The organism is Leisingera sp. (assembly GCF_982940295.1).
The window spans coordinates 94,455-117,439 of the sequence record NZ_CEYXRG010000011.1; the positions used below are offsets into that span (position 1 = coordinate 94,455).

The following is a 22,985-nucleotide window of genomic DNA, read 5'->3' on the forward strand; positions in this document are numbered from 1 at the left end:
GATGGAGCGCGCAGAGCTCGACCGGGCGCTTTTGCAGGCGCATGAAGACAAGAACAGCGAAGAGCTGGTCCGGCTTTACACGCTGGCCGGTGACATGGCGGAGGCGGCGGGCAATATCGACGCCGCCTGCTTCTACCTGACCCACGCCTTTGTCTTTGCGCTGGAGGCCGGGCTGCCGGAAGCCCGCGAGCTGAACCGCCGCCTGGCGGACCGCGGCCGGGCGCATCCGCTGGAGCTGTGACACAAGTTTCAGGCCGTTGTCCCCGCGGGGACAGCAGCCTGTTTTGGCCGGCAGGGGAGGGCCGGCCAATCTAATTCTGAAAGGGGAGGGCAGGGGCATGATCCCGGAGAAAATGGCAGCGGTTTTGCTGACCGGCCACGGCGGCATCGAGAAACTGGACTACCGCACCGACGTGCCGGTGCCGCAGCCCGGCCCAGGTGAAGTGCTGATCCGCGTTGCGGCGGCGGGCATGAACAACACTGACATCAACACCCGTATCGGCTGGTACTCCAAGGCGGTGGACGCCGACACCAACGCCGGCGGCGCCACCGGCTTTGACAGCGTCAACGACGACGACGCCAGCTGGTCCGGCAAGCCGCTGGAATTTCCCCGCATTCAAGGTGCCGACGCTTGCGGCTATATCGCCGCGGTGGGCGAGACCGTTGACCCCGCCCGCATCGGCGAGCGGGTTCTGGTGCGCAACATGCTGCGAACTTACGTCGATTACCGCCCCCATGAATGCTGGACCTTCGGCAGCGAATGCGACGGCGGCTTTGCTCAGTTCGCGGTGTCGCCTGCGCGGGAAACCCACGCGGTGAACTGCGACTGGTCCGATGCGGAGCTGGCCTCGATCCCCTGCGCCTATTCCACGGCGGAGAACATGCTGCACCGGGTGGGCCTCGGCGCCGAAACCGTGCTGATCTCCGGCGCCTCGGGCGGCGTCGGCTCTGCTGCTGTGCAACTGGCCAAACGCCGCGGGGCCACAGTGATTGCGCTGTCCTCCGCCGCCAAGGCGAAGGAGGTCCTGGCGCTGGGGGCCGACCGGGTGGTCGACCGCAACGCCGACCTGGTGAAGGAGCTGGGCGAGGGGTCCATCGACGTGGTGGTGGACCTGGTGGCCGGTCCGCAGTGGCCCTCTTTTCTGGACGTTTTGCGGCGCGGCGGACGTTACGCCACCGCCGGTGCCATCGCCGGGCCGATTTCTGAGATCGACGTGCGCACGCTCTACCTCAAGGATCTGACCCTGATGGGCTGCACCTTCCAGGAGGATGAGGTGTTCGCCAATCTGATCTCCTACATCGAAGCCGGGGAAATCCGCCCGCTGGTCGCCAAGACCTACCCGCTGAGCGAGATTGCAACGGCGCAGGAGGACTTCCTGAGCAAGAAGCACACCGGCAAGCTGGTGCTGATGATCCCGGAGGTTGAGGCATGAAGATCAAGAAAATCGAGCTTTATCAACTGGATCTGCCCTATTCCGGCGGCGTCTACAAGTTGTCAGGCGGGCGGGAGTACCGCAGCTTTGATGCATCTTTTGTGCGGATCACCACCGATACGGGCCTCGAGGGCTGGGGCGAGAGCACGCCGTTCGGCTCCACTTATATCGCCGCGCACGCCCTGGGCGCACGCGCGGGCATCGCCGAGATTGCGCCCTATCTCTTGGGCCGCGACCCGCGGCAGATGGACCGCATCAACGAGGCGATGGACGAGTCGTTGCTGGGCCACAATCATGCCAAATCCGCAATTGATCTGGCCTGCTGGGACCTGTTCGGCAAATCGGTGAACATGCCGGTCTGCGAGCTGCTGGGCGGCTCTACCGGGAAACGCTTGCCGGTGATCTCTTCGATCTATGCAGGCTCACCCGAGGACATGCGCGCCCGTGTCGCTCAGCACCGCGAGATGGGCTATCTGGGCCATTCGGTGAAGATCGGCGCGCTTGATGCCGAGGGCGGCCCGGCGCTGGACGCCGAGCGCATCCGCGCGTCGCTGGCCGACCGGCAACCGGGCGAGTTCTTCCTGGTCGATGCCAATGGCGGGCTGACGCCGGAAACCGCCCTGCGGATGCTGCGGATGCTGCCGGAGGGGCTGGATTTCGTGATGGAGGCCCCCTGCAAGACCTGGCGCGAGACGATGTCGCTGCGCAAGCGCTGCACCGTGCCGATCATCCTGGATGAGCTGGTGCAGCAGGATGAGGATGTCGCCCTGATGCTGGCGGAGGATGTGGCCGACGGTATCGGCCTCAAGATCTCCAAGGCGGGCGGGCTGACCCATGGGCGTCGGCACCGCGACATGTGCCTGGCCGCGGGCGCGACCGTGAGCGTGCAGGATACCGTCGGATCGGTGGTGGCGTTTTCGGCCATCGCCCATCTGGGCGCGACGGTGCCGGAAAGGTCGCTGCGCTGCATTCTGGACTGCCGCGATATGGTGACGCTGAAAACGGCAGAGTTCGACGCAGCCGTAATGGACGGCGGCGTGCTGGTGCCGGATGCGCCGGGGCTGGGGATCACCGTTGACCGCGATTTGATGGGCGAACCGCAGGCCGTCTGGGACGCCTGAATACGCAGTATTTGGTAGAATCAGTTTCAACGCACCGTTGAGCCAGGCAGGCACACAGGCCCGCTTTAGCGGCGCCTGCCGGAACGGCGTTGCCGTTTCCGCCCGCCTGCTTTGACGGTTTCCCAAGGCCCGTGAGCGCCAACAGGCTGACAAATCCGCGCTATGCACAGGAATTTGAGATACAGGCAGGGCCACAGCCTTGCCAATCGGTGCCGAATTTGATTCGAGTGCGCCGGAAATCAGGACAGGCTGTGCGGATGTGCGGAAAACGGCGTTTTGTGCGTTTTCTTTGCCGCCGCTGCCGGAACGGGGTAAGAACCGCCACGGGATTCGGCCTTGGAGGGACGTAGCGCAAATATGAAGACATTTAACTTGAGAAAGGGGCTGGATCTGCCGGTGACAGGCGCACCGGAACAGACAATCCACCAAGGCCCCGCCATCACCTCGGTGGCCGTGCTGGGCCCCGACTATCTGGGTCTGAAACCCCGCATGCTGGTGCAGGAAGGCGAGGACGTGCAGCGCGGCACGCCGCTGTTCTGCCACAAGGACGCGGAAGACGCGGTGATGGTCGCGCCGATGACCGGCAAGGTCGTGGCGATCAACCGCGGTGCGCGCCGTGTTCTGCAAAGCGTGGTGATCGAGATTTCGGATGCCGAAGACAAGGGCATCGATTTCTCCGCCGTTGGCGATGCCGGCACGGCTGAGGGCCTGACCGCCAAGCTGTGCGCGGCCGGTCTGTGGACCGCGTTCCGCACCCGTCCCTATTCCAAGATGCCGCAGCCGGGGTCCAAGCCCGAAGCGATTTTCGTGACCGCGATGGACAGCGAGCCGCTGGCCGCTGATGCCGCGGTCATCATCAATGACGCTGCCGAGGCGTTCGAGGCGGGCCTGAAGGCGATTACCCTGCTGACCGACGGCACCACCTTCCTGTGCCAGAAGGCAGGCGACAGCATCCCCGGTGCCAATCTTGCCGGTGTGGAAGCTGCTGCCTTTGACGGGCCGCATCCGTCGGGCCTGGCTGGCACCCACATCCACTTCCTGCATCCGGTCCGTGCTGACGATCAGGTCTGGACCGTGTCCTATCAGGACGTGATCGCCATCGGCCGCCTGCTGCTGACCGGCCACCTGGACCCCTCCACCGTGGTTGCCATCGCCGGTCCCGCTGCGCGCAGCCCCCGTTTGGTCCGCACCGTGACGGGCGCCTCTACCGAGGAGCTGACCCGCGGCGAGATCGCCGTTGACGGCCCGGTGCGGGTGATCTCCGGTTCGATCCTGTCCGGCCGCCAGGCGGCAGGGCCGCTGGCCTATCTGGGCCGCTTTGCCCGCCAGGTCGCGATCATCGAGGAAGACCGCGAGCAGATCCCGATGGGCTGGATCCGCCCGATGCCCGGCAAATACGCCGTGCAGCCGGTGCTGGGCTCTGCCCTCAGCCGCAAGCTGTTCAACCTGACCAGCAACCTCAACGGCGGCCGCCGGGCGATGGTGCCCACCGGCACCTTCGAGCGGCTGATGCCGCAGGACTACCTTCCGACGCAGCTGCTGCGCGCGCTGCTGGTGATGGACACCGACTCCGCACAGGAGCTGGGTGCGCTGGAGCTGGATGAAGAGGACATGGGCCTCGTCGGCTTTGCCTGCCCGGCCAAGTACGAATACGGGCTGGCGCTGCGCGACTGCCTGACCAAGATTGAAAAGGAGGGCTGAGCCGGATGGGATTGCGCAGCTTCTTTGACAGGATCGAGCCGCATTTCGAGAAGGGTGGCAAGTACGAGAAGTACTTCCCCGTCTACGAAATGGTGGAGTCCTTCCTTTATACCCCGAAAACCGTCACCACCGTGGCGCCGCATGCCCGCTCCTACATCGATATGAAGCGGATCATGACCTATGTGGTGATCGCCACCATCCCGTGCATCCTGTGGGGCATGTGGAACACCGGCTATCAGGCGAACTCGGCAATTGCAGCGCTGGGGTCCGATGCCGCGACCGGCTGGCGGATTGCCCTGCTGCAGATGTTCGGCATTTCGCTGGATGCGGCGAACCCGATGGCCAATATCGCGCACGGGTTCCTGTACTTCCTGCCGATCTACATCGTGACGCTGGTTGCGGGCGGCATCTTTGAGGTCGTCTTTGCGACCGTCCGCGGCCACGAGGTGAACGAGGGCTTCCTGGTCACCTCGATGCTGTACACGCTGATCCTGCCGGCCTCGACGCCGCTGTGGCAGGTGGCGCTTGGCATCATCTTCGGTGTGGTGATCGGCAAGGAAGTCTTTGGCGGCACCGGCAAGAACTTCCTGAACCCGGCGCTGACGGGCCGTGCGTTCCTGTATTTCGCCTATCCGGCCAACATGTCGGGCGACAGTGTCTGGACCCCGGTTGACGGCTTCTCCGGCGCAACCGCGCTGGGTGTGTCCGCTGCTGAGGGCGTGCAGGCTCTGGCCGCCAAGGGCATTGAATGGTCGGATGCGTTCTATGGCACCATCCAGGGCAGCTTTGGCGAGACCTCGACGCTGGCCTGCGCCATCGGCCTGGTCTTCCTGCTGGCGACCAAGATTGCCAACTGGCGCCTTATCGTGGGCTGCCTGGGCGGCATGATCGGCTTTTCAGCGCTGCTGAACGTTATCGGTTCCGACACCAACCCGATGTTCGCGATGCCGTGGTACTGGCACTTGGTGCTGGGCGGCTATGCCTTTGGCCTGGTGTTCATGGTGACCGAGCCGGTCTCGGCGTCGCACACCAACGCGGGCCGCTACATCTATGGTGCCCTCATCGGCGTGATGGTGGTGCTGATCCGGGTGCTGAACCCGGCCTTCCCCGAAGGCATGATGCTGGCGATCCTGTTCGGCAACGTCTTTGCACCGCTGATCGACTACTTCGTCGTGCAGGCAAACATCAAACGGAGGGCGCGCCGCCATGGCTGATACCCAAAGCAAGGGCCTGATTGGCCGCTTCCTCGCCGCATCGCCGGATTCGGTTGGCAAGACCGTGTTCATCGCCGTCGCCGTCTGCCTGGTGGCCTCGATGATCGTGTCCACCGCCGCCGTGTCCCTGCGCCCGGTGCAGGAAACCAACAAGAAGCGCGACAAGCAGCTGAACGTTCTGCAGGTGGCCGGCCTTTATGAGCCGGGCCAGAACGTGGCCGAAGCCTTTGCCGCGTTTGAGCCGCAGGTGCTGGATCTGGAAACCAGCACCTTCACCGACCAGTTCGACGCCGCCACCTTTGACGGCCTTGCCGCCGCGCAGGATCCGGAGCTGAGCCGCGAGCTGGTGAATGACCCGGCGGGCATCGGCCGCCAGTCGCGCTACAAGACCGTGTACCTGCTGCGCGAGGAAAACGGCGATCTGGACAAGGTGATCCTGCCGATCCACGGCTATGGCCTGTGGTCCACCCTTTATGGCTTCATCGCGGTGGAGGAGAACGGCAACGACATCTTTGGCCTGCAGTTCTACCAGCACGGCGAAACCCCGGGCCTGGGCGCCGAGGTGGACAACCCGCGCTGGAAAGCACTGTGGCATGGCAAGGAGCTGCGGGATGAAGACGGCGATCTGGAGATCACCGTGTCCAAGACCGTGCCTGCCGCCGGACCCGAACACCACATCGACGCCCTCGCCGGTGCGACGCTGACCTCTGTCGGCGTGGACAACCTGGTGCGGTTCTGGATGGGCGAAGAAGGCTACGGGCCGTTCCTCAAGTCACTGCAAGCGGGAGAGTTCTGATGTCCCAGAGCAAGAAAGACATGCTGATCGACCCGTTGGTCGACAACAACCCGATCACCCTGCAGGTGCTGGGCATCTGCTCGGCGCTGGCGGTGACCTCGTCGCTGCAGGTGGCATTCGTAATGACCCTGGCGGTGACCTTCGTGACCGCGTTCTCGTCGATGTTCATCTCGATCCTCAGGAACCAGATCCCCAGCTCGATCCGGATCATCGTGCAGATGGTGATCATCGCCTCGCTGGTGATCCTGGTGGACCAGGTGCTGAAAGCTTATGCCTTTGAGATTTCCAAGACCCTGTCGGTCTTCGTCGGCCTGATCATCACCAACTGTATCGTGATGGGCCGCGCCGAGGCGTTTGCCATGAGCAACCCGCCGGTGGCGTCCTTTATCGACGGTCTGGGCAATGGTCTGGGCTACGGCCTGATCCTGATGCTGGTGGGCGTGGTCCGCGAGCTGTTCGGCTCCGGCTCCCTGTTCGGCATCACCATCCTGGAAACCGTGAACAACGGCGGCTGGTATGTCCCGAACGGCATGTTGCTGCTGCCCCCCTCGGCGTTCTTCGTGATCGGCCTCTTGATCTGGGCGTTCCGCACCTGGAAACCGAACCAGGTGGAAGAGCGTGAATACAAAATCCAATCCGTGGAGGCGCACTGATGGAAGGGCTGATTTCACTCGCCGTTAAGGCCATCTTTGTCGAGAACCTCGCGCTCTCCTTCTTCCTGGGCATGTGCACCTTCATCGCGGTGTCCAAGAAGATCTCCACCGCGCTGGGTCTGGGGATTTCGGTGATGCTGGTGCAGGCGATCACCGTGCCGACCAACAACCTGCTGCTGACCTACCTGCTGAAGCCGGGCGCGCTGGCCTGGGCGGGTTTCCCGGATGTGGATCTGACCTTCCTCGGCCTGATCTCCTATATCGGGGTGATTGCGGCGATGGTGCAGATCCTGGAGATGATCCTCGATAAGTATTTCCCGCCGCTCTACAACGCGCTGGGGGTCTTCCTGCCGCTGATCACGGTGAACTGCGCCATCCTGGGCGGCTCGCTGTTCATGGTGGAACGCGACTACAACTTCGCGGAAGCAACCACTTACGGCCTCTCCTCCGGCTTCGGCTGGGCGCTGGCGATCACCGCGATGGCGGGTGTGCGCGAGAAGCTGAAGTATTCCGACGTGCCGGACGGCCTGCAGGGCCTGGGCATCACCTTTATCACCGCGGGTCTGATGGCGATGGCCTTCATGTCCTTCAGCGGCGTCAAACTGTAAGGGAGCGTCTGAAGTTATGGAAACTTTCTCGCTCGGCGTTGTTCTGTTCACGGTGATCGTGCTGGCGCTGGTGGCCATCATTCTGGCTGCCCGCTCCCGCCTGGTCGCGACCGGCAATGTCAACATCACCATCAACGGTGAAAAAACCATCTCGGTGCCTGCGGGCGGCAAGCTGCTGCAAACGCTGGCGGCAGAGAAACTGTTCGTCCCCTCCGCCTGCGGCGGCGGCGGCACCTGTGCCCAGTGCCGGGTGCGGGTGCATTCCGGCGGCGGCTCCATCCTGCCGACCGAGGAAAGCCACATCACCAAGCGCGAAGCCGCCTGCGGCGACCGCCTGTCCTGTCAGGTCGCGGTCAAGCAGGACATGGAGGTCGAAGTTCCGGAAGAGGTCTTCGGCGTCAAGAAATGGCGCTGCAAGGTGCGCTCCAACGACAACGTGGCGACCTTCATCAAGGCGCTGGTTCTGGAACTGCCCGAAGGCGAGGACGTGAACTTCCGCGCCGGCGGCTACATCCAGATCGAAGCGCCGGAGCACCAGCTGTCCTACACCGACTTCGACATCCAGGAGGAGTACCGCGAGGATTGGGACCGCTTCAATCTGTGGCAGTACAAATCCGTCGTGGACGAGCCGATCGAGCGCGCCTATTCGATGGCGAACTACCCGGACGAGAAGGGCATCATCATGCTGAACGTCCGTGTGGCCTCGCCGCCGCCGGGCTCCACCGATATTCCGGCAGGCAAGATGTCGTCCTACATCTTCAACCTGAAGCCGGGTGACGAAGTCACCATTTCCGGCCCGTTCGGCGAGTTCTTCGCCCGTGACACCCAGAAGGAAATGGTCTTCATCGGCGGCGGTGCCGGCATGGCGCCTATGCGCTCCCATATCTTCGACCAGCTGAAACGGCTGGAGAACCGCGACCGCAAGATCAGCTTCTGGTACGGCGCGCGCTCGAAGAAGGAGATGTTCTTTGTCGAGGACTTCGACCAGCTGGCCGAGGAGTTCGACAACTTCGAATGGCACGTCGCCCTGTCCGACGCCCAGCCGGAGGATAACTGGAAAGGCTACACCGGCTTCATCCACAACGTCCTTTACGAGGAATACCTCAAGAACCACCCGGCGCCTGAAGACTGCGAATTCTACATGTGCGGCCCGCCGATCATGAACCAGTCGGTGATCAACATGCTGCTGGATCTGGGCGTGGACCGCGAGGACATCATGCTCGACGACTTCGGCGGCTAAGCCAGAGAGCAAGGCAGAAAATCAGAAGCCCCGGGTGGAAACATCCGGGGCTTTTTCTGTTCTCAGAAACGGGCCGGGGAGGGGGGGTGATATCTGTGCACCCCCTGTACACCCCCTGTACACCCCCTGTGCACCGGCCGTGCACCGGCGGGGCAGAGATCACTCCGCCTTCAGCTCGCTGACGATTTGGATGGTGATCGGGCCGGTGGAGAAGCCGCCGACGCCAAAGGCCTGGTGATCAATGGTAGTGGTCGCCTCAAAGGCCGCCCATTCGCCCTGGTAATACTCCAGCGCCCCGCCCAGAGGATGCGGACCCAGGTGGGTCATGGTGGTATCCAGCACCACGGAATGAGTGGTGCCGTGAATGGTCAGGTCGCCGGTTACCTTGGCCGTCTTGTCGCCGGTTTTTTCGATGCCGGTGCTGACAAAGGTGATTTCCGGATAGGTTGCGACCTCAAGGAAATCGGCACTGGAGAGGTGGTCGTCCAGCGGCCCGAACCCGGTGGAGACACTGTCTGCCTGGATCGTGACAGTCAGCGAGGATGCCTCCGGGTTTTCCGCGTCCAGCTCTAGCGTGCCTTCTGCCTCGGTGAATTCACCGCTTTGCATCGAGACACCTGCGTGGCTCCAGCTGAACCGGACCTCGGTATGGCCCTGATCGGTCTTGTAGGTGGCCGCCAGGGCGGCGGGCGCAGCAAGCAGGGCTGCGGTTGCAAGCGGGGCAATCTTGATCAGCATGAGGTTCTTCCTGTCTGATATGTCTTGAGGCGATTGTGAAGTTCTAGGGTCCTTTTACGCATTGAATGCAAGGTAGATGCTATGACATCTATTTCGGCGTATCCATAAGCAACTGGCCTGGCGGCCAGTTCGCTCACCAACTCGTGAAGGCAAATGACACCAAGCAAACGGGAAACTGAAATCTGGATTCTTTTGAACCGGGCTCACCGTCAGGCGCACCGGGAGATGGAGGCGGAGCTGCGGGAGGCCGGGCTGCCGCCGCTGCGGTGGTATGACGTGCTGTGGGGGATCGAAATGGCGGGGGAGGGCGGCGTGCGCGCCTTTGAGCTGACCAGGAACCTGCTGTTCGAACAGTCCAACCTGTCACGCATTCTGGCGCAGATGATCAAACAAGGGCTGGTGCGCGAAACGGTTTTTGAGCAGGACCGGCGCGGTAAAATACTGCACATAACCGCCGAGGGCGCGGCGCTGCGCCTCAAGATGTGGGCGGTCTATGGCCCCGCGATCAAGCGCAAGATGGAGGCGCTGGCCAGGGCCGGGGACCTGCAGGGGTTTCTGGAACACCTGCAGGAGACGGGCGGCGGCCCATTTCCCTGATCCGCCGCTGCCGCAAACCTTGAGTCAGCCGACGATCATCTGCTTCATGCGCAGGGCCTCATACTCCAGCTCCTGCAGGCGGAAGTTCACCACGTCGCCGACGGTGATCATGCCGCACAGGCGGTCGTCCTTGACCACCGGCAGGTGGCGGAAGCGGCCCTCGTTCATCACCTTGGCCACGTCGATCAGCAGATCGTCCGGATCGCAGGTCTTGACCTCGCGGGTCATGATATCCTCGACCAGCTGCGGCAGGGTGTGGCCCGGCGTCTCTGCCAGACGGCGCACGATGTCGCGCTCCGACAGGATGCCCTGCAGCGCGCCGTTCTGGTCGGTCACCACCAGGGCGCCGATGCGCTTGTCGCGCAGGGCCTCCACCGCATGGCCGACGGTGTCGTTCGGGCGGATCGCAAAAATCGCGTCGCCCTTGGCCTCCAGTAGTTTCGCAACGGTCGACTGGCCGTGCGACAAATTCGACTCGGGCGACTGGCTGTGGCTTTCCTGGCCGGCCTTGTCGCCCCGGGTCGGAGGCTGGTATGAGAACGGTGCCATGCGCGGGTCTCCTCCTATCCTGCATCAGGTCCTGCCCCCATCTTAACGGCGGATCACGATCCGGGAAGGGGCGAAATGACGCGAGCGCTAACAAAGGCCGGAAAACAATATGTTCGAAACCCTTTACCTGACCCCTGTGACCGGCGCGCTGACCGTGTTCCTGGTGGTGGTCTGCGGCCATCTTTACCGGCAGAACTGGAAGTCCGAGGCGCATGATGCGCGGCTCAGGGCGTGGCTTTACGGCGTGCCGGCCGCGTTGGGCCTTCTGGCGCTGGCCTTTCTGCCGCTGAAGTTCTGAGGCCGCATTTGACTCTGGCGCGGGGCAGGGGCATAGCAGCGCCAGCTTTATCCCCGGAGGTTGACCGATGCCCAGACGGTTTCTGCTTGCCCTGATCCTGCCCGCGGTGCTGCTGGTGTCCGGCTGCTGGTTCGGCAGCGAGCCGGAGGAGGTGCGCCTGACGGGCCAGACCATGGGGACTACCTACAGCGTGATCGCCATTGGCGAGGATCTGGATCAGGAGGTTCTGGCGGCGGAGGTGGAGGCCACCCTGGCGGCGGTCAATGCCAAGATGTCGAACTGGGATCCGGCCTCGGAGGTTTCCACCTTTTCGGCCGCGCGCAGCACCGCGCCGGTGCGGGTTTCGCCGGAGTTTGCCCATGTGCTGGCCGCGGCCAACGACGTGCATGAGAAAACCGGCGGCAAGTTCGACGTGACCCTGGGCCCGCTGATCGAGCTGTGGGGATTCGGGCCGCGCAAGCCGGAGGACCCGGTGCCATCGGATGCGGCCATCACTGAGGCGCTGGAGGGCGTCGGGCAGGCACGGCTGCTGACGCTGGATGCCGGGGCCGGGACCCTGAAGAAGTCGGCGCCGGAGACCGGCATCAACCTGTCGGCCATCGCCAAGGGCTATGGCGTCGATGCGGTGGCGCAGACGCTGCAGGGCTTTGGCGTCGAGCATTACATGGTGGAAATCGGCGGCGATCTGGTCACCAAGGGCGAGAACGCCAAGGGCGAGGCCTGGCGCATCGGCATCGAGAAACCGGACGCCGCGGCGCAGACGGTGCAGCTGATCGTGCCGGTCAGCAACCTGGGCCTGGCGACCTCCGGCGATTACCGGAATTATTTCGAGCACGAGGGCCAGCGCTATTCCCATATCCTTGATCCGGTCGCCGGGCGGCCGGTGACGCATCCGACAACCTCGGTCACGGTGATTGCGGAAAACGCGATGCTGGCGGATGCCTGGGCGACCGCGATGCTGGTTCTGGGCAGCGAGGACGGGCTGAAGCTGGCGGAGCAGCATAAACTTGCCGTGTTTTTCATAGATCGGGACGTGCAAGCCGGCGAAGATGCCTATATGACAGCGCAGAGCAGCGCTTTCGAGGCGCTGACCGGAAACTGAGCCGCGTACTGAGCGATACTGCGAGGGACCCCAATGAGCACCTTTCTTCTGGCCTTCATCCTGCTGCTGATCGTGACCCTGGGCATGTCGCTGGGCGTCATGCTGATGGGCAAGAAGATCAAGGGAAGCTGCGGCGGCCTGAATGCGATTTCCGGTGCTGACAAATGTGTGGTTTGCTCCAAGGACATCGACCCCGACAGCCCGCTGCGCGACAAGCTGCAGTGCAAGCGCGCGCGGCAGATGGTCGAGCGGATGCAGGAAGAGCAGAAGGCCTGAGGCTGGCCGGGGGCTGAAATCCGGCGCGGATTTCAGCCATGAAAAATTGATCTTTCATGGCCGTTTCCCTCGCAGGGAAACGGCTTTTCACTCTGCCGCAGGGCCTTGCCTCGCCGCCGCGGCCGGGTTTTGGTCCGGGGCCCAGCCTTTACCCAAAGCAATCTGCAGGCGGGACCAGGCCAGCGCCAGGTCGCGCCGCGCGGCGATCAGGTTCAGTTCGTTGTCGCGCAGCGCCTCTTCGGTGTTCAGGAGGTCGAACAGGGTGATTTCATTGGCCCGGAAGGTTTCCCGCGCGAGACCGGCAACCTTGGTGCCCAGATTGACCGCGCGGGCCTGCGCGGCGGTGCGTTCGCGGGCGGACTTGAGCGCGCTTTGCTGCGCTTGCACCTCTTCCACCGCGCCGCGCACCGTTGAGCGGTAATCGTATTCGGTGGCCTTGGCCTCAGCGATGGCACTTTGGTGGAAGGCGCGCAGCACGGGGCGGTTGAACAGCGGCAGCGTCAGCGCCGGGCCGATCTGGTAGAGGTCGGGCAGGCCGCGGAACGCCTCGATGGAGCCGGTAACTTCGAGCGACGGATAGAGCTGTGCCTCGTTGATGCCGATATCGGCGGTGGCGCTGCGCAGCTGGGCCTCGGCCAGCAGCACGTCGGGCCGGTTGCGCAGCAGGGCAGCAGGCACCCCCAGCTCCGGCTGGGTCGCGGGGGAAGGCTGGCCAGAGCCGCTCTGCATCATTGCAAACACCTCTGCGGCGTCGCGGTCCAGGAGCGTGGCCAGCGCAAAAACGGAGGTTTCATAGTTGGAAATGAAGGCCGGCAGATCGGCCTTGGCGCTGGCGACCTGCAGCTTGGTGCGCTCCAGGTCCAGGGCCAGGACGGCGCGGGCGGCCTTAAGTTCCTCCACCGTGGCCAGGATCTGCTGGCGCAGCTGAATTGTCTTGCGGGTGACGGCGGCGCCGCGCTGGAAGAACCGCGCCTCGATATAAGTACGCGTTATCGCGTCGATGATCGCCAGCCGGGTGGTGGCCATCTGGTAGAACTGCGCGTCGCGGTCGGCAACGGCCCGTTCCGAGCGGCGCTGGAAACCGCCGAAGAGGTCGAAGACATAGGTGGCGCCGATTTCGGCGGAGTCGAGGCTGGTCGAACCGTCCTGCGATTCACGGCGCGAGAAGATTGAACTGCCCTCCAGATCGCCGCTTACCTGTTGCGGGCGGCCGCTGGCGCGGCGCACGGCCTCGGCGGCCTTGAGACGCTGGCGGGCAGACTTGATGTTCAGGTTCTGCGCCAGGCCTGCCGCCACCAGGCGGTTCAGGGTGGCATCGTCCAGCGCCTGCCACCAGGCCTCGGTTGCGCCTTGGACGGTGGCATAGGTGCGGGACTGGTAATAGCTGGCGGGCACCGCGAAACCGGGGCGCTGGTAATCCCGGCCTGCAACGGTGCAGCTGCACAGGAGAGTTCCGGCCAGCAGCACGGAACGGGCTGTCCAATTGGATCTGCTCATGGCTTGCCTCTGGGCGCCCGGTCTGATGCGGGCATTACAGCAATCTTAGGCAGCACCGGCTGTTGCGGCGAACAACTTCCTGCCGCAAGGGCAGACTTTGCGGGGTACTGATGCGCCTGGCCCACAGGCCGGCAACTGCGGAAAACCGGGTGGTTCTGCCGGATTTGGCCCCTCAGGCAAGGCGGTGGAAGGCCATCCTGCCGGGCCAACGCGCAGGGCTTTGGCAGCCAGGAGGAGCACAACCGCCTGCCTGTGCCCGAGCTTGACGCAAGCACACGGCCCGTCCACTGTTTGCCCGCGGGCGGACTGGATCACGGCTGTCAGCCCGCCGGCGGCCCTGCCTGGCAGCCGAACCGCAACCGCGACGTGAAAGTGAGAACAACCTGATGGAACTGCAAAAATTCTATGTCGGCGGCGCCTGGGTGACGCCGCATTCGACCCGGGAATTCCCGGTGCTGAACCCGGCCACGGAGGAGCAGATCGGGACGATCATCCTCGGTGACGAAATGGATGTGGACGCTGCTGTCGCTTCGGCCAAGGAAGCCTTCGGCAGTTACTCACGGACCTCGCGGGAGGAGCGGATTGCGCTGCTGGAGAAGCTGCTGGAGATCAGCAAAGAGCGGCGGGAAGTGCTGGCGCAGGCAATTCGGGCTGAGATGGGCGCGCCGATTTCGATGGCGCGCGATGCCCAGGCCGATTCCGGGATCGGCCATCTGGAGGGCATCCTGGACGCGCTGAAAACCCAGGAGCTGCGCGAGACGCTGCCAAACGGCGATATCCTGGTGCGTGAGCCGATTGGCGTCTGCGGGCTGATCACGCCCTGGAACTGGCCAGTGAACCAGATCGCGCTCAAGGTGCTGCCGGCGCTGGCCACCGGCTGCACCTGCGTGCTGAAACCGTCGGAGCACACGCCGATGTCCGCCGCCGTCTATGCGCAGATGATCCATGATGCGGGCTTCCCGGCGGGGGTGTTCAACCTGATCCACGGCGACGGGCCGACCGTTGGCGCCGGGCTGTCGCGGCATCCGGATATCGGCATGATGTCCTTTACCGGTTCGACGCGGGCGGGGATTGCGGTCTCCAAGGACGCCGCCGACACGGTAAAGCGGGTGACGCTGGAGCTGGGCGGCAAATCCCCGAACCTGGTGTTTGCCGATGCCGATCTGGAGGAGAAGGTCACCGCCTCGGTGCTGGAGTGCATGTACAATACCGGGCAGAGCTGTGACGCGCCGACCCGGATGCTGGTGGAGAAGAGCTGCTACGATCAGGTGCTGGACATCGCCCGGTCGGCGGCCGAGGGCCAGGCCGTGGGCGACCCGGCGGAGGAAGGCGATCACATCGGCCCGTTGTTCGACCAAATCCAGTTCGACCGGGTGCAGAGCATGATCCAAAAGGGCATCGACGAAGGGGCCACGGTGCTGGCTGGCGGTCTGGGCCGGCCCGAGGGGATGGACACGGGCTGGTACGTGCGCCCCACTGTCTTTGCCGATGTCACCAACGGCATGGAGATTGCGCAGCAGGAAATCTTTGGCCCGGTGCTGGTGATCATCCCGTTCGAGGACGAAGAAGATGCCATCCGCATCGCCAATGACACGCCTTACGGGCTGGCGGCCTATTTGCAGACGGGCGACGAGGAGCGGGCCGAGCGGGTCGCCGCCCGCTTGCGGGCGGGGGCCGTGCATATCAACGGCGGCGGCTTCAACTATGGTTCGCCCTTTGGCGGCTACAAGCAGTCCGGCAACGGCCGCGAAGGCGGGATGCTGGGGCTGGAGGATTATCAGGAAGTCAAAACCCTGCACTTCGGCTGAGCCCGCTTGCAGCGCGAAACGCCAGGGAGCTTCCCGGTCCCCTGGCGTTTTCACCTTTGCGAGAATACTCCGGGGAGCGCGAGGGGCCGGCCCCTCGCTTCCACCCGCTTAAGGCGCAGCGTAAATCAAGCGGCTCAGATCGGAGAATTTACTGCCGTCCCGGGTGAACCCCAGCACGGCATCGCGGATTGCAGCGGCGCGGGTCCCGCCCAACACGGGGGTGGCGAATTCCATGAACTTGCGCACCACATCCGCCTGCGAGAACGGTGCTTCGGGGCCGCCGCGGGCGTGGACGTCACCGGATTCGATCACCCGCCCGTCGGTCAGCGTCACCACCACATCGGCGACCCGGCAGGCCGGAAAGCGGACCGAATGGCGCGCGGCTTCCGCAACCGAGATCCGCTCGTGGATCGAGGCCACAAGCGGATCCGCCAGGCCCGCGCCTGAGATATGCTCGACGCCGATGCGGCCATGGACCGCCTGCACCGCCACCGCAAAGCCCAGCGAATACTGCGCCTGGCTGGTGGTCGCGGGGATGCCAGGGTAGAGGCAGGCGCTTTCGTGGAAGGTGTTGATGCGGATCCTGGCGAGCTGTTCGTGAGTCAGACCGTGCTCCAGCATCACCTGGCGCAGCGCGTCGATCGGGGCATGGGCCCAGCGGCAGACCGGGTAGGGCTTCACGTACTGATGCTCCATCTGCCAGAAGCTGCCGAGGTCTTCCCAGTGCTCCGCTACCCGGTCTTCCTCGATGGTGATTGCGGGCGCGCCGGTGAAACCTTTCTCCGCCAGAACCGCCGCTGACATACCCACCATCGCGCCCCAGCCCGAACCATCATGCAGCATCGAGGGGTTGGCGATTTCGCGCATCATCTGGCTGCGGGGGCCGTGGAATTCGGCGATCCCCAGCGCCTCGCGCAGCTGGGCGCGGGAAAGGCCGCGCATCCGGGCCGCCATCGCGGCCACCCCCAGCGCGTTCCAGGCGCCGGAGGTGTGGTAGTCGCTGACAGTGGCGTGCAGCGACAGGGCGGCGCGGCCCGCCAGCTCATAGCCCAGGGTGGTGATCGCCAGCGCCTCAGGCCCCGAAAAGTCCGGCACGGTTTCCGCAAGTGCGGCGATGGCAGGGATTACCACCACGCCGATATGGCCCTTGGTCGGGGCATAGCCGTCATGGCCGTCCAGGTTGTCGGTGGCAGTGGCGGCGGCATAGGCGGCCCCCGCGACGCTCACCTTGCGGCCGTCGAACATCATGCGCGCGGCCAAACCCTCCTCGCCGCAGCCATAGAGCGCCACGGCGGTGTCGCGGGCGATGCGGCCGGCCTCCATCGGGGTGGCGCCGATGGTGATCCCCAGGGTGTCGAGGAACATCAGCGCCGCCGCCTCGCGGGTGGTTTCCGGCAAAACGGCGGGTGTGAGGCCGAAGGTGAAGTCGGCGGCGCGGTCGAAGGCGGCAGTCATGGCGGATCTCTCGCAGGGGCGGTTTGGGCGTCAGGCTAGGCTTTCCGGGGGCCGGTGACCCGCAAATAAACCGGGGTCATAGGCCTGCTTTATTTCGTGAAATGCGTGCTGGACGTCGTTTTTGAACCATCCCGGGCCGCTAACCCTTGGGAATTGCGGCGCATTCCAAAGCATGTGAACATGGCCCCGAAACCGCCAGCGGACTGCCTGATGAAGAATCTCCCCCACCTGACATTCCTGCGCTCGTTCGAGGCCGCCGCGCGCTATCTCAGCTTTACCTCGGCGGCGGATGAGCTGAACTGCACCCAGTCCGCGGTGTCCAACCACGTGCGCAGCCTGGAGGAATTCATCGGCCGGCCGCTGTTCGTGCGCCACCCGCGGTCGCTGTCGCTGACCGATGTGGGGGAGGCCTATCTGCCCTCGGTCCGCCATGCGCTGCAGGAGATTGATTCAGCCACCCAGCTCCTGATCTCGCAAAGCCACAAGCGGGAGGTGGTGATCTCCTGCCCGGTCAGCCTGGCGGAGAAATGGCTGATCAACGTGGTCGAGGAGTTCACCGCGGCACATCCGGATATCGACCTGACCATTCACAGCACCATTTGGGTGGATGTGGAAACCAAGGTCTCTGACATTTCGATCACTATCAACCATGTGGATGATGTGATCGGGCCGGCAGTGAAGCTGTGGGACGAGAAGCTGGCGCTGGTCTGCGCGCCGGACTACCGGGTTGGCGGTGAGGCGCTGACCCGGCCGGAACAGCTGGCGGAGGCCAAGCTGATCCACATCCTGGGCCGCCCGGTCTATTGGGAGAAGATCGCCAAGCACTTTGGCTTGACCGGGATTGAGCATAAGGGCGGGCTGCAGACCAATTCCTCCAACATGGGTCTGGAGTTTGCTGTGAACGGCATGGGCTGCGTGGTGCTGCCGAAATCGCTGGTGCGGAGCCATGTGGCCAGCGGGCGGCTGGTGGAGCCGTTCGCGTTCGACCTTGACTGCCCCTGGACCTATTTCGCCACGTTCAAGGACAAGGCGGCGACGCCCTCGGTCAAGCATTTCAAGACCTGGCTGCTGAAGGCTGCGGCAGAAATGGAGTTGTAGGGCCTGACCGCCGTTTGCCGCGGACATTGAAATTCTGTGGCCCTTGCCGTATATACGAGTATATATACATGAGGCCTGCCAATGATTGAGACCAAAATCAGGAAAGTCGGAAATTCTGCCGTCATCACGCTGACGACAGAGATGCTCACCATGCTGGACGCCAAGGAAGGCGACACGCTGTTTGTGGTGCGCGGCGATGACGGCAGCCTGCGGGTGATGGCGCATGACCCCTCGGTGGCCGAGGCGCTGGCCGCGGCCGAGATCGTGATGGATGAGAACCGCGGTCTGCTTCAGGCCCTGGCGTGAGCACCTACAAATGGGTGCCGCTGGCAGCCGTTACTGTTATTCATGACCGGCAGATTGCCCGCCACGGCGGCGCGGCGGGGATGCGCGACAGGGCATTGCTGGAGATGGGCTGCGCGCGGGCGATGAACCTGGCGGCCTATTCGGATGCAGGCGTGGCGGAGGTTGCCGCGGCGTATGCGTTCGGGATTGCCAAGGCGCATGCCTTTGTCGACGGCAACAAGCGCACGGCCTTCGTGACCGCCGTTACGTTTCTGCGGCTGAACGGATACCAGTTCCGCCCGGAGCCGGTGGAGGGTGTGCGGATGATGGAGGACCTCGCCACCGGGGATGTGGACGAGCAGGCATTTGCGGAGTGGCTGACGGCAGGGATGCAGCCGATTTAATACTTCGGCCCCCTTGCACAAAAGACCCGCCCGGACGAAGGCCGGGCAGCGCCCGACCGCCCCCATGGGCGGGCGCTTCGCTTCCGCCCGCGGTCGGCACTGCCCCTCTCGATTCAATTCGGGCCGCCAATTGAGGCGGCCCGCTGACTGGTTGGGTGGATCTCAGGCCCGCAGGCGCGCGCCGGAGGGGTCGAAAGCCGCAGCTTCCAGAATCCGCGCCTTGTGCGGCTTGCCCAGGATATAGACCTCGACCTCATCCCCCGGCTTGGCAACTGCCGGGTTGGCATATCCCAGCGCCAGCGACTTCCCGACCGAGTAGCCGTAGGCTCCGGATGTCACCCGGCCCACCGGCTTGCCGTCCGGGGTGAAGATGGGCTCGCCGCCCGAGGCATCGGCATCGTTCACCGCTTCGATCTCAAAGGCCGAGAGCACCTCGCGCGGGGCGTTGTCCTTGACCTTCAGATAGGCCTCCTTGTTGAGGAAGTCCTTGTCCAGCTTGATGAGGCCGGCCAGGCCAACCTCCTGCGGCCAGTATTCCTGGCTGTATTCGCGGCCCCAGGAGCCATAGCCCTTTTCGATCCGCAGGGAGCCGAGCGCACGACCGCCCACAGGGCCGCCGTCGAACTCCGCCGCGGCTGCCAGCAGGGCAGAGTAGAGTTTGACCTGATCCTCCTCGGCGCAGTGCAGTTCCCAGCCCAGATCGCCGGTGAAGGACACGCGGATCGCCAGGCATTCCACCCCCGCCACCTCGATGGTGCGCGAGCGCATGAAGCGGAAAGCCTCGTTCGACAGGTCCGCATTGGTCAGCCGCTGCAGCATGTCGCGGGATTTCGGACCCGCCACGTTGAAGCCCGCTATGCGGTTGGTCGCGACCTCAAACGTGGTGCCTTCCGGCAGCTCGATCATGTTGAAGAACCGCTGGTGATAGCGTTCCGCCATGCCGGAGCCGACCATCATGTATTCATCATCCGCCACCTTGGTGATGGTGAAGTCGCCAGCCACGCCGCCGCGGACCGAGATCAGCGGGGTGAGGCAGGAGCGGCCGACCTCGGCCGGCACCTTGTTGGCGACCAGCTTGTCGAGCCACTCAAACGCGCCCGGGCCTTTGATCACGTAGTTGGCAAAGTTCGAGATGTCGATCACGCCGACGTTTTCGCGCAGCATGTTGACCTCGCGGCCCACCGGCTCCCACCAGTTCTGGCGGGTGAAGCTGTTGGTGTCCTGTGTGCCGGGCGTGCCGGAGAACCACAGGGGATGCTCCCAGCCGCAGTTGAGGCCAAAGACGCAGCCCATTTCCTTTTGCAGCTCATATGCCGGGCGCACACGGGCCGGGCGGCCGGCGCTGCGTTCCTCGTTCGGGAAGTGGATGGCGAAGCGGTGCGCGTACTGGTCCTCGACGCGGGCCTTGGTGAATTTCTTGTCGGCCCAGTCGCCGAAACGCGCCAGGTCCCAGGCGAACATGTCGTATTGCGGCTCGCCCTCGATCATCCACTGGGCGGCCAGCAGGCCGAGGCCGCCGGACTGCGAGAAGCCGGGGATGATGCCGGTGCAGCAGAAGTAGTTTTTCAGCTCTGGCACCGGGCCCCAGATGGCGTTGGAGTCGGGCGACCAGATCATCGGGCCGTTGATCACCCGCTTGACGCCTGCGGTCTCGGCGCAGGGAACGCGTTCGGTGGCGCGGATCACGTTTTCCATGATCCGGTCCAGATCGTCGGGGAACAGCTCATGCGCAAAGTCCAGCGGGGTGCCATCCTCGGCCCAGAAGCGCATGTCCTTCTCATAGGCGCCAATCAGGAAACCGTTGCCCTCCTGGCGGAAATAGTACTCGCCGTCGCGGTCTGCGATGGAGGGCAGGCGGCGGCCCAGCTTGGCGACCTCGTCGATGGACTCGGTCACGAAATACTGGTGCTCGGTCGGCTGCAAGGGCAGGGTGAGACCTGCCATCGCCGCCACCTCGCGGCCCCAGAGGCCGCCTGCGTTGACCACCCATTGCGTATGGATGTCGCCCTTTTCGGTCTTCACGATCCAAGAGCCGTCGGGCTGCTGCTCGGTGCCGATCACCGGGCAGAAGCGTTCGATCTGGGCGCCCATGGCGCGGGCGCCGGCAGCATAGGCCATGGTCACGCCCGACGGGTCGACGTTGCCGCCGTCGGGTTCGAACATGATGCAGCGGATGTCGTCGAACTGCGCCAGCGGGTGCAGTTCCTTGGCCTGCTCGCGGCTGACCTCATGGAAGTTCAGGCCGTAGTATTTCGCCTTGGCCTCCTGCAGGCGCAGCTGATGCTCGCGCTCCTCGGTCTTGGCCAGATACAGGGACCCCGGCTGGAACACGCCGCAGCCCTGGCCGGTTTCCTTCTCCAGCTCCTTATAGAGGTTCATCGTGTAGTGCTGGATGCGGGTCACGTTGTTGTTGTCGTGCAGCCCGTGGATGTTGGCTGCCGCATGCCAGGTGGAGCCCGCGGTCAGCTCATCGCGTTCCAAGAGCACCACGTCTTTCCAGCCGAGTTTCGCCAGGTGGTAGAGGATCGAGCAGCCGACCAGCCCGCCGCCGATGACAACTGCCTGTGCATGGGTTTTCATGCGTCATGTTCCTTTGCCTGCGCTTCTGGCACGGCGCGCCCTGCAGGCCGGGGCGGGCCGCTCAAATCCTTCCCGGCGACCCTAGCGGCGGAGGCAGGGGATGACCCGTGAAGAATTCAGACCCAATGGCCCCGGATTCGTTGGGTCATCTAAGCGATCCCTTCAGATACGGACCGCCCGGCCGAGAGGCCGGGCAACGCCTGACCTTCCCCCTGGGAAGGCGCCGCCCTCAGCTCTGTTTTTTACCCGGTGATCTCTTTCATCACGCCGAGGAATTTCGCCACTTCGCCGACGCTGTTGTAGTGGCACATGGAGACGCGGACGCAGCTGTCCATGCCAAGCGGCGTCAGGATGTTGCCGGAGTAATGGTCCGCCTTGCGCAGGTGGGTGCGGATACCCTGCTCGTTCAGGCGTTTGACCACATCGACCGAGGGCACGCCGGCGACCGTCAGCGACACCAGCCCTTCCCGCGCGGGGTTGTCCGCGCCGCCCAGGATGGTGACGCCCTCCATCTCTGCCAGGCCGGGCAGGTTGCCGATGCCATGGATCATCGCGTCGGTCAGTGCTTTTTCATGGGCATGGATCGCTTCGCCCGCGGCTACGAATTTCGCGCGCCTGTCGGTGGCATCGCTGACCTTGCCGCCGAGCCATTCCAGGTATCCGGCCACATCCGAGAGCGTTGCATAGCTGCCGGTGTCGCGGGTGCCCATTTCCCAGTTGTCCGCAGGCCCGTCAATCAGTGCGTTATGCGGCAGGGCGGTCAGCCGGTCCGAGATCCAAGCGAGGCCATAGCCGTGGCGCGAGAACATCTTGTAGGGCGAGATTACATAACCATCGACGCCGTAGGCGGTCAGGTCGATGCGGCCGTGGGCGGCGTGCTGGATGCCGTCAACGATGATGAAGCACTCCGGCGCAACTTTGCGGATGGCGGCGGCGCAGGCAGTCAGATCGACGCCCATGCCAGTAACCGGAGAGGTATGGACGATGGTTGCCACAACCGTGTCCGGCGTGACGGCTTGGGCGTAAGCCTCCGCGGTGATTGTGCCGCTGGCGTCGTCATGCGGGATCAGCACGTGTTTCTGCCGCGCCACCCCGGCCCAGCGGGCGCAGGCGGAGCGGGTGGCCGGGTGCTCCAGCGTCGAGCCTAGAACGGTGCAGCCTTCCGCGGTGCCTAGGCAGGCGTTCATGATCAGGCGGAACAGAAGCTCGGTGCCGCTTTCGCCCGCGAAGAACTGGCCGCCGGGCGCGTTCATCATCACGCGCATGTCGTCCTTGGCCTTGGCGATCACCCGCACCAGCTCATGGCTGCCGGGGTTGTCGCGGCCCTGGTTGTCGGGGATCGCGGCATAGCGGGCAGAGGTCTCCACCACCGAATTCAGCGTCAGCGCGCCGCCGGCGTTCTCGAAGAAAACGCGCGGCCCCTGCTGGGGGCATTCGTCCACCTGGGCGAAACGGGCGCGGATCTGGTCAAGGAGGGTGTCATTGATCTGGGGCATAGCAAGTCCAACCGTAAGGCGTTTGAGTTGCCGCCA

Annotated in this window: 23 protein-coding genes; 17 read left to right on the forward strand and 6 right to left on the reverse strand. The window is 64.3% G+C overall.

Features of this window, described 5'->3' with window-relative positions:
* The first annotated feature begins 1 nt into the window (after position 1).
* The 9 genes from AC4HIX_RS11965 (at position 2) to nqrF (ending at position 8,766) form a co-directional block, all read left to right on the forward strand.
* Positions 2-241, forward strand: a complete 240-nt coding sequence (locus AC4HIX_RS11965; RefSeq protein WP_475053578.1) for a hypothetical protein — start codon at positions 2-4, stop codon at positions 239-241.
* Between the two features lie 97 nt (positions 242-338).
* Entirely contained in the window at positions 339-1,433 is a 1,095-nt protein-coding gene (locus AC4HIX_RS11970; RefSeq protein ID WP_475053580.1) for an alcohol dehydrogenase family protein, read from the forward strand.
* A complete protein-coding gene (locus AC4HIX_RS11975; protein ID WP_475053582.1) occupies positions 1,430-2,554 on the forward strand; it encodes a mandelate racemase/muconate lactonizing enzyme family protein in 1,125 nt (374 codons plus the stop codon). Before AC4HIX_RS11970 ends, AC4HIX_RS11975 begins: the two co-directional genes overlap by 4 nt.
* Positions 2,555-2,911: 357 nt before the next feature.
* Positions 2,912-4,255 carry a Na(+)-translocating NADH-quinone reductase subunit A gene (locus AC4HIX_RS11980; protein ID WP_475053584.1) on the forward strand — a complete coding sequence of 448 codons (1,344 nt, stop codon included), beginning with the start codon at positions 2,912-2,914 and terminating at the stop codon, positions 4,253-4,255.
* 5 nt (positions 4,256-4,260) lie between these two features.
* Positions 4,261-5,469 (forward strand): NADH:ubiquinone reductase (Na(+)-transporting) subunit B, encoded by a 1,209-nt coding sequence (locus AC4HIX_RS11985; RefSeq protein ID WP_475053586.1) that lies wholly within the window; start codon positions 4,261-4,263, stop codon positions 5,467-5,469.
* A complete protein-coding gene (locus AC4HIX_RS11990) occupies positions 5,462-6,265 on the forward strand; it encodes a Na(+)-translocating NADH-quinone reductase subunit C (protein WP_475053588.1) in 804 nt (267 codons plus the stop codon). The genes AC4HIX_RS11985 and AC4HIX_RS11990 overlap by 8 nt, the downstream gene beginning before the upstream one ends.
* Positions 6,265-6,918: an NADH:ubiquinone reductase (Na(+)-transporting) subunit D gene (locus tag AC4HIX_RS11995; protein WP_475053591.1), complete on the forward strand. Its 654-nt coding sequence runs from the start codon at positions 6,265-6,267 to the stop codon at positions 6,916-6,918. The genes AC4HIX_RS11990 and AC4HIX_RS11995 overlap by 1 nt, the downstream gene beginning before the upstream one ends.
* Positions 6,918-7,526: an NADH:ubiquinone reductase (Na(+)-transporting) subunit E gene (gene nqrE / locus AC4HIX_RS12000; RefSeq protein ID WP_019296950.1), complete on the forward strand. Its 609-nt coding sequence runs from the start codon at positions 6,918-6,920 to the stop codon at positions 7,524-7,526. The genes AC4HIX_RS11995 and nqrE overlap by 1 nt, the downstream gene beginning before the upstream one ends.
* Positions 7,527-7,542: 16 nt before the next feature.
* Positions 7,543-8,766: an NADH:ubiquinone reductase (Na(+)-transporting) subunit F gene (gene nqrF, locus AC4HIX_RS12005; RefSeq protein ID WP_475053593.1), complete on the forward strand. Its 1,224-nt coding sequence runs from the start codon at positions 7,543-7,545 to the stop codon at positions 8,764-8,766.
* Between the two features lie 159 nt (positions 8,767-8,925).
* Here the strand turns inward: nqrF and AC4HIX_RS12010 are convergent, their stop codons facing one another.
* The gene (locus tag AC4HIX_RS12010; protein ID WP_475053596.1) at positions 8,926-9,504 is read right to left on the reverse strand and encodes a YceI family protein; all 579 of its coding nucleotides are present in this window, start codon (positions 9,502-9,504) and stop codon (positions 8,926-8,928) included.
* A 153-nt stretch (positions 9,505-9,657) separates the two neighbouring features.
* On the opposite strand from AC4HIX_RS12010, the gene AC4HIX_RS12015 reads away from it, so the two are divergent.
* Positions 9,658-10,101, forward strand: coding sequence for a MarR family winged helix-turn-helix transcriptional regulator (locus AC4HIX_RS12015; RefSeq protein WP_475053597.1), 444 nt, complete (start codon positions 9,658-9,660; stop codon positions 10,099-10,101).
* A gap of 24 nt (positions 10,102-10,125) precedes the next feature.
* On the opposite strand, the gene AC4HIX_RS12020 is transcribed toward AC4HIX_RS12015, so the two are convergent.
* Positions 10,126-10,650, reverse strand: a complete 525-nt coding sequence (locus AC4HIX_RS12020) for a CBS domain-containing protein (protein ID WP_475053600.1) — start codon at positions 10,648-10,650, stop codon at positions 10,126-10,128.
* Positions 10,651-10,759: 109 nt separating this feature from the next.
* Here AC4HIX_RS12020 and AC4HIX_RS12025 point away from each other — a divergent pair, with 109 nt between their 5' ends.
* The 3 genes from AC4HIX_RS12025 (at position 10,760) to AC4HIX_RS12035 (ending at position 12,326) form a co-directional block, all read left to right on the forward strand.
* Entirely contained in the window at positions 10,760-10,948 is a 189-nt protein-coding gene (locus AC4HIX_RS12025; RefSeq protein ID WP_475053603.1) for a hypothetical protein, read from the forward strand.
* A gap of 67 nt (positions 10,949-11,015) precedes the next feature.
* Positions 11,016-12,050, forward strand: a complete 1,035-nt coding sequence (locus AC4HIX_RS12030) for an FAD:protein FMN transferase (RefSeq protein ID WP_490399107.1) — start codon at positions 11,016-11,018, stop codon at positions 12,048-12,050.
* Between the two features lie 33 nt (positions 12,051-12,083).
* Positions 12,084-12,326 (forward strand): hypothetical protein, encoded by a 243-nt coding sequence (locus AC4HIX_RS12035; RefSeq protein ID WP_421056568.1) that lies wholly within the window; start codon positions 12,084-12,086, stop codon positions 12,324-12,326.
* 87 nt (positions 12,327-12,413) lie between these two features.
* Here the strand turns inward: AC4HIX_RS12035 and AC4HIX_RS12040 are convergent, their stop codons facing one another.
* Positions 12,414-13,823, reverse strand: a complete 1,410-nt coding sequence (locus AC4HIX_RS12040; protein ID WP_490399108.1) for an efflux transporter outer membrane subunit — start codon at positions 13,821-13,823, stop codon at positions 12,414-12,416.
* A gap of 386 nt (positions 13,824-14,209) precedes the next feature.
* Between AC4HIX_RS12040 and AC4HIX_RS12045 the strand changes: the two genes are divergently transcribed.
* Positions 14,210-15,631 carry an aldehyde dehydrogenase family protein gene (locus tag AC4HIX_RS12045; protein WP_475053613.1) on the forward strand — a complete coding sequence of 474 codons (1,422 nt, stop codon included), beginning with the start codon at positions 14,210-14,212 and terminating at the stop codon, positions 15,629-15,631.
* A 108-nt stretch (positions 15,632-15,739) separates the two neighbouring features.
* Here the strand turns inward: AC4HIX_RS12045 and AC4HIX_RS12050 are convergent, their stop codons facing one another.
* Positions 15,740-17,086: an MmgE/PrpD family protein gene (locus tag AC4HIX_RS12050; RefSeq protein ID WP_475053615.1), complete on the reverse strand. Its 1,347-nt coding sequence runs from the start codon at positions 17,084-17,086 to the stop codon at positions 15,740-15,742.
* A 210-nt stretch (positions 17,087-17,296) separates the two neighbouring features.
* On the opposite strand from AC4HIX_RS12050, the gene AC4HIX_RS12055 reads away from it, so the two are divergent.
* The 3 genes from AC4HIX_RS12055 to AC4HIX_RS12065 all read left to right on the forward strand — a co-directional run bounded on the left by AC4HIX_RS12055 (position 17,297) and on the right by AC4HIX_RS12065 (position 18,873).
* Positions 17,297-18,184, forward strand: a complete 888-nt coding sequence (locus AC4HIX_RS12055) for a LysR substrate-binding domain-containing protein (RefSeq protein ID WP_475053617.1) — start codon at positions 17,297-17,299, stop codon at positions 18,182-18,184.
* An 81-nt stretch (positions 18,185-18,265) separates the two neighbouring features.
* Positions 18,266-18,490, forward strand: a complete 225-nt coding sequence (locus tag AC4HIX_RS12060) for an AbrB/MazE/SpoVT family DNA-binding domain-containing protein (protein ID WP_475053619.1) — start codon at positions 18,266-18,268, stop codon at positions 18,488-18,490.
* A complete protein-coding gene (locus AC4HIX_RS12065; RefSeq protein WP_475053622.1) occupies positions 18,487-18,873 on the forward strand; it encodes a type II toxin-antitoxin system death-on-curing family toxin in 387 nt (128 codons plus the stop codon). Before AC4HIX_RS12060 ends, AC4HIX_RS12065 begins: the two co-directional genes overlap by 4 nt.
* A gap of 162 nt (positions 18,874-19,035) precedes the next feature.
* Here AC4HIX_RS12065 and AC4HIX_RS12070 read toward each other — a convergent pair whose 3' ends face one another.
* Positions 19,036-21,453, reverse strand: a complete 2,418-nt coding sequence (locus AC4HIX_RS12070; protein WP_475053624.1) for a GcvT family protein — start codon at positions 21,451-21,453, stop codon at positions 19,036-19,038.
* 242 nt (positions 21,454-21,695) lie between these two features.
* Complete coding sequence (locus AC4HIX_RS12075) at positions 21,696-22,949, reverse strand: aminotransferase class V-fold PLP-dependent enzyme (protein ID WP_475053625.1); 1,254 nt, start codon at positions 22,947-22,949, stop codon at positions 21,696-21,698.
* Positions 22,950-22,985 lie beyond the last annotated feature (36 nt).